The 13,392-nt window shown below is 70.2% G+C and carries 14 protein-coding genes; 4 read left to right on the plus strand and 10 right to left on the minus strand.

The window, feature by feature from the left end; genetic code table 11:
- On the minus strand, positions 1-630 hold a 630-nt coding region (locus ACVMLK_RS11565; protein ID WP_457486488.1), incomplete at its 3' end, for an HlyD family secretion protein.
- A gap of 133 nt (positions 631-763) precedes the next feature.
- Here ACVMLK_RS11565 and ACVMLK_RS11570 point away from each other — a divergent pair.
- From ACVMLK_RS11570 to ACVMLK_RS11580, 3 genes are all read left to right on the plus strand, one after another.
- On the plus strand, positions 764-1,444 hold the full coding sequence (locus ACVMLK_RS11570; protein WP_457486489.1) for a TetR/AcrR family transcriptional regulator: 681 nt from the start codon (positions 764-766) through the stop codon (positions 1,442-1,444).
- Between the two features lie 353 nt (positions 1,445-1,797).
- Entirely contained in the window at positions 1,798-2,928 is a 1,131-nt protein-coding gene (locus ACVMLK_RS11575) for a type III PLP-dependent enzyme (RefSeq protein ID WP_198365243.1), read from the plus strand.
- 97 nt (positions 2,929-3,025) lie between these two features.
- Positions 3,026-3,490: an Lrp/AsnC family transcriptional regulator gene (locus ACVMLK_RS11580; RefSeq protein WP_422922528.1), complete on the plus strand. Its 465-nt coding sequence runs from the start codon at positions 3,026-3,028 to the stop codon at positions 3,488-3,490.
- 67 nt (positions 3,491-3,557) lie between these two features.
- Here the strand turns inward: ACVMLK_RS11580 and ACVMLK_RS11585 are convergent, their stop codons facing one another.
- Genes ACVMLK_RS11585 through ACVMLK_RS11615 form a run of 7 tightly spaced genes read right to left on the minus strand, consistent with a single transcriptional unit; the run spans position 3,558 to position 9,912 of the window.
- Complete coding sequence (locus ACVMLK_RS11585) at positions 3,558-3,980, minus strand: hypothetical protein (protein WP_198365241.1); 423 nt, start codon at positions 3,978-3,980, stop codon at positions 3,558-3,560.
- Positions 3,977-4,321: an arsenate reductase (glutaredoxin) gene (gene arsC, locus ACVMLK_RS11590; RefSeq protein ID WP_422922527.1), complete on the minus strand. Its 345-nt coding sequence runs from the start codon at positions 4,319-4,321 to the stop codon at positions 3,977-3,979. Before arsC ends, ACVMLK_RS11585 begins: the two co-directional genes overlap by 4 nt.
- A gap of 56 nt (positions 4,322-4,377) precedes the next feature.
- Positions 4,378-5,379, minus strand: a complete 1,002-nt coding sequence (locus ACVMLK_RS11595; protein WP_457486490.1) for an ABC transporter ATP-binding protein — start codon at positions 5,377-5,379, stop codon at positions 4,378-4,380.
- Positions 5,376-6,401, minus strand: coding sequence for an ABC transporter ATP-binding protein (locus ACVMLK_RS11600; protein ID WP_422922526.1), 1,026 nt, complete (start codon positions 6,399-6,401; stop codon positions 5,376-5,378). Before ACVMLK_RS11600 ends, ACVMLK_RS11595 begins: the two co-directional genes overlap by 4 nt.
- Before the next feature lie 10 nt (positions 6,402-6,411).
- Positions 6,412-7,335, minus strand: coding sequence for an ABC transporter permease (locus ACVMLK_RS11605; protein WP_198365237.1), 924 nt, complete (start codon positions 7,333-7,335; stop codon positions 6,412-6,414).
- 1 nt (position 7,336) lies between these two features.
- Complete coding sequence (locus ACVMLK_RS11610; RefSeq protein ID WP_198365236.1) at positions 7,337-8,308, minus strand: ABC transporter permease; 972 nt, start codon at positions 8,306-8,308, stop codon at positions 7,337-7,339.
- Positions 8,309-8,322: 14 nt separating this feature from the next.
- Entirely contained in the window at positions 8,323-9,912 is a 1,590-nt protein-coding gene (locus ACVMLK_RS11615; RefSeq protein WP_198365235.1) for an ABC transporter substrate-binding protein, read from the minus strand.
- A gap of 121 nt (positions 9,913-10,033) precedes the next feature.
- Between ACVMLK_RS11615 and ACVMLK_RS11620 the strand changes: the two genes are divergently transcribed.
- Positions 10,034-11,635 carry an ABC transporter substrate-binding protein gene (locus ACVMLK_RS11620; protein ID WP_457486491.1) on the plus strand — a complete coding sequence of 534 codons (1,602 nt, stop codon included), beginning with the start codon at positions 10,034-10,036 and terminating at the stop codon, positions 11,633-11,635.
- A gap of 52 nt (positions 11,636-11,687) precedes the next feature.
- Here the strand turns inward: ACVMLK_RS11620 and ACVMLK_RS11625 are convergent, their stop codons facing one another.
- Together ACVMLK_RS11625 and ACVMLK_RS11630 are read right to left on the minus strand one after the other, a co-directional pair.
- Entirely contained in the window at positions 11,688-12,515 is an 828-nt protein-coding gene (locus ACVMLK_RS11625; protein WP_422922522.1) for an NAD kinase, read from the minus strand.
- A 10-nt stretch (positions 12,516-12,525) separates the two neighbouring features.
- Positions 12,526-13,371 carry a carbon-nitrogen hydrolase family protein gene (locus tag ACVMLK_RS11630; protein ID WP_457486492.1) on the minus strand — a complete coding sequence of 282 codons (846 nt, stop codon included), beginning with the start codon at positions 13,369-13,371 and terminating at the stop codon, positions 12,526-12,528.
- Positions 13,372-13,392 lie beyond the last annotated feature (21 nt).

Consider the following 13,392-nt stretch of genomic DNA (forward strand, 5'->3'; position numbering starts at 1 on the left):
GTCCAGCTGCGCCTGCTGGACGGCAAGCGCGCGCTGCCTCACCGCCAGCTCCGCCTCGGCCGCCTGGCGTCCCGCCTCCGCCTTGCGCTGGTCGGCCACCGCCTGGTCGTTCGACTGGCGCGAGGACCAGCCGCCGCCGACCAGCGCGCGGGTGCGGCCGGCATCGGCGGCGGCGCGCACCTGCTCGGCCTCCGCCTGGGCCACCTGCGCGCGGGCGGCGCCGATCTGGGCGCGCAGCTGCTCCAGGGTCTCGCGTGCCGTGGCCTCCGCCGCCACCGCCTCGTCCAGGCTGGCCTCCGCCTGTCGGACCTGCAGCCGCGCGTCCCGGTCGTCGAGGCGCATCAGCAGTTCCCCCGCACGGACCGGCTGGTTGTCGCCGACAGGAATGGCCAGGACATCGGCCTCGAGGCGCGCGCTCAGCACGCTGATGTCGCCCTGCACATAGGCGTCATCGGTCTCGGCCAGGAAACGCCCCACCGTCCAGTACCAGCTTCCGCCCAGCCCCAGGGCGAGCAGCAGCACGACCGGCAGCAGGCGGAGCAGCCAGCGCCGGCGGCGGCGCGGCGGCGGGGCCGGCTGCGTCAGCCGGCTGGCCTCGGCCGCAGCGGCGGGAGAGACGGGAGCGTTCATCGGGGCACCTCGGAACTGAACGGTTCAGTTCGGCTTTCCCCGCAGGTGACGGCAGGGCGGCCGCGAGTCAAGACTGAACTGGACCGTTCAGTTTAATGTTGATCCGGGCTAGGCGCGGCCTTACTCCGGTGTCATGTCCGACACCCTGCCCGCCAGCGCCGCCGCGACCGACACCTCCCCCAAGCGCCGCGCCATCCTGGAGGCCGCGGCCGGGCTGTTCCTCGCCGAAGGCTTCGGCGCCGTCTCGATGGACGGCATCGCCCGCGCCGCGCAGGTCTCGAAGGCCACGCTCTACGCCCATTTCGCCGGGAAGGACGCCCTCTTCGCCGAGATCGTCGCCGGCAACTGCGCCCGGATGCGCGGCGTGCTGGAGGTCCTGTTCTCCAGCCACGAGCTGGGGCTGGAGGAAGCGCTGACCGAGCTGGGCACGCAATGGCTGCGCTTCCTGCTGCAGCCGCGGGTTCGCGCCCTGCACCGCATGGTCATCGCCGAGGCGCCGCGCTTCCCCGAGCTGGCACGCAGCTTCTACGCCGAGGGGCCGCGCGGCATGTGCCTCTGGCTGGCCGGCTGGCTGGCCGAGGAGCAGCGGCGCGGCCAGCTGCACGCCGCCGCCTCTCCCGCCCTCGCCGCCGAGCAGTTCCTGTCGCTGCTGCGCGGGGACCTGTTCCTGCGCGCGACGCTCGGCCTGTCCGGTCCGGCCGGGGAGGAGGAGGTGGCGCTGCTGGCCCGCCAGGCGGCGCGGGCCATCGTCCGGCTGCATGGCGACGAGGGGGGCAGGGGGACGGCCAGGGCGGAAACGGACGGATTCGCCTGAAGCGGGATCGCGGCGCTGGAGGCTTCCCGCCGCCAAGCCCGCTTTCCGGGGAGTTTCCGGCCTTGCGGGGGAGATATGCGGAAAAAACCCGGCCATGCCCCCGGAAAACCCTTTGCGTCCGCCGGCGGGATCTCTATATGGCGCCGCAGACGCAGTACGCACGTGCCTCTGGCCCCCGGCCGACCCTGATCGGCCAAAGGTTTACGCAACGACGTCAAGCGTTCTGGCAACCCCGGCGAAAGGCGCGAGCCTCAGCCGGCCTCTCTTGGTCGCTGGTTCGTTCGACCGTTTCGTCAACTTGGGGCCGTGCCTCCGAACAGGGGCGGTCCTCCCTATTGGATGGAGGGTGTGCGATGACCCCGAAGGTCTCCCGCTTCCTGCGTGACGCCGCTCCGGCGACGCCGTGCCTCGTCGTCGACGTCGATCGCGTCGCCGAGAATTACGGCCGGCTGCGCGCGGCCATGCCGCTCGCCCGCATCTACTACGCCGTGAAGGCCAATCCGGCGGCTCCGATCCTGGACCGCCTGGTCGGGCTCGACTCCTGCTTCGACGCCGCCTCGCTGGAGGAGGTCGAGGCCTGCCTGGCCGCCGGCGCCCGGCCCGAGGCGATCTCCTTCGGCAACACCGTGAAGAAGGAAAGCGCGATCAAGGCCGCCTATGCCCATGGCGTGCGCATGTTCGCCTTCGACTCGGAGCCGGAGCTGCGCAAGCTCGCCCGCTCCGCCCCCGGCGCGCGGGTCTATTGCCGCATCCTGGTGGGCAATCTCGGCGCCGAGTGGCCGCTGTCGAAGAAGTTCGGCTGCGAGGTCGAGATGGCGCGCGAGCTGATGATCCTGGCCCGCGACCTCGGCCTCGATCCCTATGGCATCTCCTTCCACGTCGGCAGCCAGCAGACCCGCACCGCCGCCTATGAGGCGGCCATCGCCCGCGTCGCCCTGCTCTTCACCGACCTGAAGGACGCCGGCATCCGGCTGCGGATGGCCAATCTCGGCGGCGGCTATCCGGTGCGCTATCGCCAGGAGGTGCCGGAGATCGACGATTTCGGCGCCGCCATCATGGGCGCCATGGTCGAGCATTTCGGCAATGCCCTGCCGGAGATCCTGATCGAGCCGGGCCGCTTCATCGTCGGCGATGCCGGCGTCGTCTCGACCGAGGTGGTGCTGGTCTCGCGCAAGGAGAAGGACGACCCGGTGCGCTGGGTCTATCTCGACATCGGCCGCTTCGGCGGGCTGGCCGAGACCGAGGGCGAGGCGATCAAGTACGCCTTCCGCACCCCGCATGACGGCGGCGCGGAAGGTCCCGTGACCATCGCCGGCCCGACCTGCGACAGCACCGACACGCTGTACGAGAAGTCCAACTACCGCCTGCCGCTGGCGCTCGACTGCGGCGACCGGATCGAGCTGCTCTCGACCGGCGCCTATGTCACCACCTATGCCAGCCAGGGCTTCAACGGCTTCAAGCCGCTGGCCGAGCACTACATCTGACGGCCGGGCGGGAAGGGCCATCCCCTTCCCGCCTTATCCCGCATCCATGCGCCATTTTCACGTTTCGCGATCGTGAAGCGCCGGATAAAGTCGCGCCATGGATGCCATCGACCGGAACATTCTCGTCGCCCTGCAGGACAATGGCGCGGCGGGACTCGCCGAGCTGGCCAAGGTCGCCGGCCTCTCGGTCTCGGCCACGGCCGAGCGGGTCAAGCGGCTGGAGGAACGCGGCACCATCCGCGGCTGGCGCGCCGATCTCGACCCCGGCGCCATCGGCTGCCCCCTCCTCGCCTTCGTCTTCGTCTCGCTGCGGCCGGGGCGGGAGGAGAATGCCTTCCGCATCGCCATGCGGGCGGCCGAGCCGGTGCTGGAATGCCATCATGTCACCGGCGCCTGGACCTTCCTCCTGAAGCTGCGCCTGCCCGATCTCGCCACGCTGGAACGCTTCGTCGCCGAGCAGGTGCGCGGCCAGCCGGGGGTGGAGCGGACCGAGACCATCCTGGCCATCACCTCCGCCAAGGAAACCGCCATTCTGCCTGTGGCCGAGGCGACGGAGGAGTAGGCCCAGGGCAATCAATCCGGGGCGATCAATCCGGGGCGATCAGTCCGGGGCGATCAGCCCGGCGCGATCAGCCCGGCGCCTTGGGCGGGGCCGAGCGTTCCATGCCGAGGCAGCTCTTGATGATCGGCGCGCAGCGGGCTTCCGGCGCGCCGGGGGAATCATTGTCGCCGCTGAAGCCCACCCGCGTCACCATGCCGTCGATCAGTTCGAAATTGGCCCGGCAATAGCCGGCGTCGCCCATCAGGTTCAGGCCACCGACCACGGGCAGGTTCAGGTTCAGCCCGCCTTCCTGATGGCCCTGCAGCTCGTAGCTGTAGATCTCCCGCAGCACGTCGATCCGCTCCGTCCGGCTCGGGAAGCCGGCGCAGACATAGAGATCGGCGCGCCGCAGCCCCACCATGTCCCGCCGCGCCTCGGCCACCATGCGGGCCTCCGACAGGGCGCAGCCGGCCAGCAGCAGGGAGAGGACGGGCAGCAGCCGCCCGGTCAAGCGGGAAGGATCTCCCGCACCGCCTCGGGCGGCCGGCCGAGGCGGATGCCGAGGGGGGTTTCCACGATCGGGCGCTCGATCAGGATGGGATGGGCCTGCACCGCGTCGAGCAGCGCCGCGGGCGCGAGCGCCGCATCGTCCAGCCCCAGCGCGTCATAGGGCGCGCCCTTGCGCCGCAGCATGGCGGGGCCGAGCGCGGCGAAGAGCCGCTCCAGCGTCGGGCGGTCCGGCGGGTTCTTCAGATACTCGACGATCCGGGGCGCGTGACCGGCCTGCCGGAGCATCTCCAGCACCCGGCGCGAGGTGCCGCAGGCGGGGTTGTGGTAGAGGGTGATCGACATGGCCCGAGCTTGCCGCCTCGGCCGGAGGCAAGGCAAGCCCGGGCCTGGCCCTTTTCTCAGGCGGCCTTGTCGTTCAGGTGGCAGGCGGAGCGGTGCCCCGGCGCCACCTCGCGCAGCGCCGGCCGCTCGACGCGGCAGCGGTCGAAGGCATGCGGGCAGCGCGGGTGGAAGTGGCAGCCCGACGGCGGGTCCAGCGGCGAGGGGATCTCGCCCTTGATGCCGGCGAAGTGCTTCTTCCGGGCCTCGATGCGCGGCACCTCGTCCAGCAGCGCCTGGGTATAGGGGTGGTTGGCGCGGGCGAAGATCTCCTCCGCCCTGGCCTCCTCCACCACCCGGCCCAGATACATGATGACGACGCGGTCGGAGAGGTGCTCGACGACGCCGAGATCGTGGCTGATGAACAGGTAGGTCAGGTCGAGATCGCGCCGCAGCTCCATGAACAGGTTCAGGATCTGCGCCTGGATCGAGACGTCGAGCGCCGCCACCGCCTCGTCGCAGACGATGAACTCCGGCTGCACCGCCAGCGCGCGGGCGATGCCGATGCGCTGCCGCTGGCCGCCGGAGAACTGGTGCGGATAGCGCCGCTTCAGCGAGGGATCGAGCCCGGCCCGGCGCAGCTGGTTGTCCACGTAGGAATCATAGGTGCCGCGCGGGACCAGCCCATGCACCTTCGGCGCCTCGCCGACGATCTCCGAGACCCGCATGCGCGGGTTCAGGCTGGCATAGGGGTCCTGGAAGATCATCTGCGTCTGCAGCTTGGCGCGGCGGGCCTCGGCGCCGCTGAGGCTGGCGACCGGCTGGCCGTGCCAGAGGATCTCGCCGCCCGAGGCCGGCATGATGCCGGCCACCATGCGCCCCAGGGTGGACTTGCCGCAGCCGGATTCGCCCACCAGCCCGACCACCTCGCCCTTGTTGACGGTCAGGTCGACGCCGTCCACGGCATGCACCGTCTCGTCCTTCACGCCGCCGGTCAGCCTGCCGATCAGCTTGCCGGCGAAGTCCTGCTTCTTCGAGAAGCGCTTGGAGACGCCCTTCAACTCGATGATCGGCGTGCTCATGCGGCGGCCTCGGCGGGGGTGAGGTTGGGGAAGAAGCAGCGCGCCTCGCGGCCCGGCAGCACCTCGCCGAAGGGCGGCTCCTCGCGGCACTTGTCCTGCGCCTTGGGGCAGCGGCCCCGGAAGGCGCAGCCCGGCGGCAGGCTGAGCAGGGAGGGCGTCATGCCGGGGATCTGGCGCAGCGGCTCGCCACGCTTGTTGCGCGACGGTACGCTGCCGATCAGCCCCTCGGTATAGGGGTGCAGCGGCGCGTCCAGCACCGGGCCCACCGCGCCCTTCTCCACCACGCGGCCGGCATACATCACCGCGATGTCGTCGGCGAGGCCGGCGACGACGGAGAGGTCATGGGTGATCCAGATCATCGCCGTGCCGGTCTCGGCGCAGAGCTTCTGCACCTCGGCCAGGATCTGCGCCTGGATGGTGACGTCGAGCGCGGTGGTCGGCTCGTCGGCCACGATCAGCTCGGGCCGGTGCAGCAGAGCGATGGCGATGGCCACGCGCTGGCGCATGCCGCCCGAGAACTGGTGGGGATAGCTCTTCAGCCGCTCGTCCGGCGAGGGGATGCCGACCATGCCCAGCGCATCACGCGAGCGCTGGCGGGCCTCCTCCTTGCTGACCTTCTCGTGCGCCAGGACGGTCTCGATCATCTGCGTGTCGACCCGGAGCACCGGGTTCAGCGTCATCATCGGGTCCTGGAAGATCATGGCGATGCGGTTGCCGCGCAGCTTCCGCATCTCCTCCTCCGAGAGCTTCGCCAGGTTCTGCCCGTGGAACAGGATCTCGCCGCCGGTGATGCGGCCCGGCGGATCGACCAGGCCGAGGATGGAGAATCCGGTGACGGTCTTGCCGGAGCCGGATTCCCCCACCAGCCCGAGGACCTTGCCGCGGCCGACGGTGAAGGAGACGTCGTCCACCGCCTTCACCACGCCCGCGCGGGTGAAGAAGTGGGTCCTGAGGTTGCGGACCTCGAGGGTCGGGGCCGCGACGGGGGCCGGTTGGGTGGCGGCAGCAGGGGTGACAGCCATGCCCGGTCCTTTACTTCTTGAGCCGCGGGTTGAGCACGTCGCGCAGCTGATCGCCGACCAGGTTGATCGACACGATGGTCACGAGCAGCGCGATGCCCGGATAGAAGCTGATCCAGTAGCGGCCGGAGAGCATGTACTCGTAGCCGTTGGAGATCAGCAGGCCGAGCGAGGGCTCGGTGATCGGCACGCCGAGGCCGAGGAAGGAGAGCGTCGCCTCGAGCGCGATGGCGCGGGCGATCTGCATGGTGCCGACGACGATCAGCGGCGGCATGCAGTTCGGCAGCAGGTGGCGGAAGATGACGCGCCGGGTCGGCAGGGCCAGGCACTGCGCCGCCTCGATATACTCGCGCCGCCGCTCGACCAGCGCCGTGCCGCGCACCGTGCGGGCGTAGTAGGCCCATTCCACGATGACCAGCGCGATGACGACGTTGAACACGCCCTTGCCGAGGAAGGCGAGGATCATGAGCGCCGCCAGGATGGTCGGGAAGGAGAGCTGCAGGTCGACCAGGCGCATGATGACGGTGTCGGTCCGCCCGCCGGCATAGGCGGCGAGCAGGCCGAGCGAGGCCCCGACGGCGCAGGCGATGATGGCCGAGCCGGCGCCCACCAGCAGCGAGATGCGCAGCCCGTACATGATGCCGGAGAGCATGTCGCGCCCCTGGTCATCGGTGCCGAGCCAGTAGGTGAAGGTGTCCATCCCGTTGCGCGTGCCCGGCTCCAGCCGCCCGTCCATGATGTCGAGCTGCGCCAGGTCGTAGGGGTTCTGCGGCGCCAGCCAGGGCGCGAAGATGGCGATCAGGGCGATGAGGACGAAGACGCCCAGGCCGAGGAGCGCCAGCTTGCTCTCGGCGAATTCGGCGGCGAAGCGGCGCCAGGGCGTCTCGGCCTTGGGCGCGGCCGCGGGCGTGTCGGGGGCGGCGGTGGTCGTGCTCATCTCACTTGTTCTCCAGCCGCACCCGCGGATCGAGCGCCGAATAGGCGAGGTCGACCACGAGATTGATGGTGATGAACATCAGCACGATGATCATCAGGTAGGCGACGATCACCGGGCGGTCGAGCACGTTGATGCTGTCGATGATCAGCTTGCCCATGCCCGGCCAGGCGAAGACGCTTTCCGTCACCACCGAGAAGGCGATGGTGGAGCCGAGCTCGAGCCCGACCACGGTGACGACCGGGATCAGGATGTTCTTGAACACGTGCACATAGGTGACGCGGTTGTTGGTCAGCCCCTTGGCGCGTGCGAACTTCACGTAGTCCATCAGCATGGTCTCGCGCACGCCGGCGCGGGTCAGGCGGATGACCAGGCTGATCTTGAACAGAGCGAGGTTCAGCGCCGGCATGGCGAGGTGCCTGAGGCCGTCCCAGGTCAGGAAGGACCAGCGCAGGCCGAGCACCTCGACGGTCGGGCCGCGCCCGGTGGAGGGCAGCCAGCCGAGCTGCACGGCGAAGACCATGATCAGCATCAGGCCGACCCAGAAGGTGGGCAGCGAGAAGCCGAGGATGGAGCCGGCCATGATCACCTTGGAGCCGGTCGAATTCGGCTTCAGCCCGGCGTAGAGGCCGAGCGGCAGGCCGACCAGCAGCGCCAGGAACATGGCGCCGAAGGCGAGCTCCAGCGTCGCCGGCATGCGCTGCAGGATCAGCTGCAGCGCCGGCTCGTTGAAGACGAAGCTGCGGCCGAGATCGCCGCGCAGCGCATTGGCCAGGAAGGACAGGTACTGCTGCCACAGCGGCAGGTCGAGGCCGAGCGCCTGGATGGCGCGCTCGCGCTCCATCTGATCGGCGTCGGGGCTGATCAGGATCTCGACCGGATCGCCGATGGCATAGACGCCGACGAAGACGATGACCGACATCGCCAGCATCACGAGGGCGGACTGCAACAGCCGCCGCAACAGGTAAACACTCATGGATCAGGGTGCCGTCAGTTGGAGGCCGCCGGGCGCACATCCTGCGCCCGCGTCAACTCATCCGTGCGGGAATTGTGGGTCAGGGTCGGGCGCATCGCCCAGACGTTCTTCTGAAGGTGGATCGGGATGATGCCGACATCCTCCATGGCCATGCGGGTCGCGTCGCGCAGCAGCGCCTCGCGCCGGCCGTCATCCAGCTCGCGCAGCGCCTCCTCGAGCTTGGCGTCCATCGCCGGGTTGGAATAGCGGCCGCGGTTCGAGGTGCCGAAGCCCTTGTCCCGGTCGTAGGTGGCGACCAGCGAGCGAAGCGGGTTCGAGGCCTCGCCCGAGGAGCTGCTCCAGCCGACCAGGAAGGCGCTCAGCTCGAAGCGGCCGGCGCGAGCGACGAAGGTGGTCCAGGGCTGCGCGTCCACGGTGGTGCGCACGCCGATGCGGGTCCACATCTGGCCGATCGCCTGGATGATCCGGGAATCGTTGATGTAGCGGTCGTTCGGGCCGCTCAGCGTGATGCGGAAGCCGTCGGGATAGCCGGCCTCGGCCAGCAGCTTCTTGGCCGCCTCCGCGTCGGTCGCCGGCGCCTCGAGGTCCGGGATGGCGCCGAAGGCGGAGGTCGGCAGGAACTGCCCGCTCGGCTTGGCCGTGCCTTCCATGACGCGCGCGGCGATGGCCGGACGGTCGATGGCGAGCGACAGCGCGCGGCGGACCCGCATGTCGCGCAGCGGGTTGACGCTGAGCTTGCGGCCCTGCGCGTCGGTGATGAGCGGCGAACCCTCCGGGTGCTGGTGATCGAGCGCCAGGAAGATGATGCGCAGCCCGTCCCGCTCGGCGAGGTGGACGCGGTCGCTGCGGCGCAGATTGTTGAGGTCGCTCGTCGGCACCTGGTCGATGAAGTCCACATCGCCGGCCAGCAGCGCCGCGGTGCGCGAGGCGTCATTGGCCAGGATGCGGTAGCTCACCTTCTCCCAGTGCGGCTTCTCGCCCCAGTAGTCGTCGTTGCGCTGCAGCTCCAGCCGGTCGCCCGAGCGGAAGGAGACGTAGCGGAAGGGGCCGGTGCCGATCGCCAGGGTGCCGGCGTTGAACCCCTCGGTCGTCGCGTTCTCGTGGGTCTGGCGATCCAGCATCGCGACCTGGGCCAGGTCGGTCGGCAGCAGCGGATAGGGCGCGCGCGTGTGGAAGCGCACCGTCAGCGGATCGACCAGCTCCACCCGCTCGATGGCGCGCGTGTAGATGCCGTAGGAGGAAGGGCTGTTCGGCACGTTTGGCACACGGTCGACGGTGAAGGCCACGTCCTCGGCGGCGAAGTCGTTGCCGTTGTGGAACTTCACCCCCGGTCGCAGCTTGAATTCCCAGATCGTCGGCTCGACCGGCTTCCAGCTCTCCGCGAGGCCGGGCTGCAGCCGGGCGTTCTCGTCGAGGCGGGTCAACGTGTCGAACAGCATGGTCGCCACGGCGAAGTTGGGCGACAGGGCGTGGTAGTGCGGGTCGAGTGAGGTGACCTGCGCCCCCACCGCCATGGTCAGGTTCTGCGCCCAGGCCGCGCCGGCCAGGCCTGGGGTCAGCGCCAAAACGGCAGCCACGGTGGCCGCCCGAGCTCTGCGGATCATTCTACGCCCCCAGGATATGGAGAATGGCTTGAAAGATTACAGCTTCTTTACCTCGCAGTGTAGCAGCCTGGGATCGCCCTCGCTAGGTTATGGCCGTTTTGTGTCGGGAGAGAACGAGATTATGCCCTTTTCCAAAGGTCTGCGGACCGCCCTGCTCGCCGCGCCGCTGATCGCCCCTCTTGCCCTGGCTTCTTTTGCCCTGGCTCCGGCGCAGGCCCAGACCCTGAACATCGGCATCGGCGGCGCCGTCACCTCGGCTGACCCGCACTTCTACAACGCCGCTCCGAACCACACCCTGGCCATGCACGTCTATGACTATCTGGTCGGCCGGGACGCCACGGCGCAGCCCCATCCGCAGCTCGCCGAGAGCTGGCGCACGGTGGAGCCGACGGTCTGGGAGTTCAAGCTGCGCCCCGGCGTCAAATGGCATGACGGCCGCGACTTCACCGCCGAGGACGTGGCCTTCACCATCGCCCGCGCGCCCAACGTGCCGAACAGCCCCGGCGGCATGGGCGGCTTCGTGCGCGCCATCACGCGCGTGGAGGTGGTCGATCCGCTGACGGTGCGCTTCCACACCGCCCAGCCGCATCCGCTGCTGCCGGTGGAGCTTGGCGCGATCTCGGTGATCTCCCGCCACGCGGGCGAGAATGCCTCGACCGAGGACTACAATTCCGGCAAGGCGGCGATCGGCACCGGACCCTACCGCATGCAGGCCTACCGCCCCGGCGACCGGGCCGAGCTGGTGCGCAACGATGCCTACTGGGGCGAGAAGGAGCCCTGGGAGAAGGTCAATCTGCGCTTCATCAACAATGATGGCGCGCGCAGCGCCGCCATCCTCTCGGGCGATGTCGACATCATCGACCAGGTGCCGGCCAGCGACCTGCCGCGGCTGAAGCGCGACGCGGGGATCACCCTGGCCGAGATCGAGGGCGTGCGGCTGATCTACCTGATGCCGGACTATTCCCGCACCGGCGAGGTTCCCTTCGTCGCCGACCATGAGGGCAAGCCCCTGGCCCGCAATCCGTTCCAGGATGTCCGGGTGCGGCGCGCCCTCTCCATGGCGATCCAGCGCGAGGCGCTGGCGGACCGGGTGATGGAAGGCACCGCCAAGCCCACCGGCCAGTGGCTGCCCCCCGGCACCTTCGGCTACAACCCGGCGGTCAAGCCGCTGGCCTACGACCCGAACGGCGCCAAGGCGCTGCTGGCCGAGGCCGGCTTCCCGCGGGGCCTGCGGATAACCCTGCACACGCCGAACGACCGCTACCCGAACGACGCCAAGACCGCCCAGGCGATCGCCCAGATGTGGACCCGCATCGGCGTGCAGACCCAGGTCGAGGCGCTGCCCTGGGCCAGCTTCTCCGTCCGGTCGAACCGGCAGGAATTCGGCATGCGCCTCTCCGGCTGGGGCAGCACGACCGGCGAGGCCTCCTACCTCCTGGTCAACATCATCGGCACCTTCGACCGCGACAGGCGCACCGGCGCCAGCAACAGCGGCCGCTACTCCAACCCGGAGCTGGACGCGATGACCAGCCGCGCCGCCTCCACGATCGACGACGCGAAGCGGGAGAAGCTGCTGCAGGAGGCGGTGCGATACGCCATGGACGAGCAGGCCATCCTGCCGCTGTTCCAGCTGGTCAACACCTGGGCCCTGCGGAAGGGGCTGACCTATGTCCCGCGCATGGACGAGCGCACCACGGCCATGGGGGTGCGCCGGGAGAAGTGACGCGGCGGGCGGCCGGGGGGAAGCTCCCGGCCGCCCTTCAGCCGGCCGCCCTTCAGACGGTGAACTGCTCGGCGATGATCCGTTCCGACAGGCCGTGATCGGGGTCGAAGAGCAGGGTCATCCGCACCGAGCGGTCCTCCCGCACCTCGACCGAGCGGATGTCGCGCACCTCGACATTGTCGGCCACGGCCGCGACGGGGCGCTTGCCGGGCTCCAGGATCTGGAACATCACCACCGCCTCCGAGGGCAGCAGCGCGCCACGCCAGCGCCGCGGGCGGAAGGCCGAGATCGGCGTCAGCGGCAACAGGTTCGCGCCCAGCGGCACGATCGGGCCATAGGCCGAGAGGTTGTAGGCGGTGCTGCCGGCCGGCGTCGCCACCAGGATGCCGTCGCAGATCAGCTCCGGCAGCCGCTCCTTGCCGTCGACCAGGATGCGGATCTTCGCCGCCTGCCGCGTCTCGCGCAGCAGCGAGACCTCGTTGATCGCCAGCGCCTCGCGCAGCCCCCCGGTGGCATCCAGCGCCCGCATCCGCAACGGGTGCAGGATGGCCGCCTGGGCGGCGGCGAGGCGCGGCAGCAGGTCGTCCTCATGGAAGGCGTTCATCAGGAAGCCGACGCTGCCGCAGTTCATGCCATAGACCGGCAGGTTGCGCCCGAGGAAGCGGTGCTGGGTCTCCAGCATGAAGCCGTCGCCGCCCAGCGCCACCACCACCGCGGCCGCGTCCGGCGCGGCGTCGCCATAGAGGGCGATGAAACGGTCCCGCGCCGTCTCGGCGACATCGGTGGCGGCGGCCAGGAAGGCGATGTGCCCGCGCAGGTCGGCCGGCAGCTCCGGCGCCTCGCCGAAACTGGAGCCATGGCCCAGCAAAGCCGCAGTCATAGCGCCGGCGTCAGTACTGCGCGCGGGCGGCGGCGCGATGCTCCAGCACCGGCATGTCCCGCCGGACGCGGGCGGTCAGCGCCGGGTCGATGCGGGCCGTCGCCCAGCCCTTCCCGTCGCTCGCGCGGGCGACGACATGGCCCCAGGGATCGGCGATCAGCGAATGCCCGTAGGTCAGGCGCGGCCCGGCCTTCTCCTGGTGCTCGCCCCAGGTGGCGGGGGCGGCGAACCAGCATTGCGTCTCGATGGCCCTGGCGCGGATCAGCACCTCCCAATGGTCCTTGCCGGTCTGCAGGGTGAAGGCGGCGGGCAGCATGATCAGCTCCGCCCCCGCCCGGCGCAGGGCCAGGAAGAGCTCGGGGAAGCGGACGTCGTAGCAGATGGCGCAGCCCACCCGGATCTCGCCGGCCTGGTAGGTCACCACCGCCTCGCCGCCGCCATAGGTGGCGCTCTCGCGGTAGCCGGTGCCGTCGGGCGTGGTGATGTCGAAGAGGTGGACCTTGCGGTAGCGGGCCAGCTCCTGCCCCTCGGGGCCGAAGGCGAGGCTGGTGTTGTAGAGCTTCTCGCCCGCCGCCTCGCCAATGCTGCCGCCATGCACATGGACGCCGTGCCGGCGGGCCGTGTCGCGCAGGAACTCGTAGGCCTCGCCGCCCGGCGCGTGGGAACCGGCGGGCGGCAGGGCCTCGGCGGCGGCCAGCTTGGTCGGGCGGTCGCCGCCCAGGCAGGTCCACATCTCGGGCAGGACCAGCATCTGCGGCCGGTCCGCCTCGATCGCGGCCTCCATCAGGCCCCGCGCCTGGGCGATATTGGCGGCCTTGTCGTGGCCGGGATTCATCTGCACGACCGAAACACGCATGCGGGGCTTCCTTGCCGGCTC

The sequence above is a fragment of the Teichococcus aerofrigidensis genome, assembly GCF_054073225.1.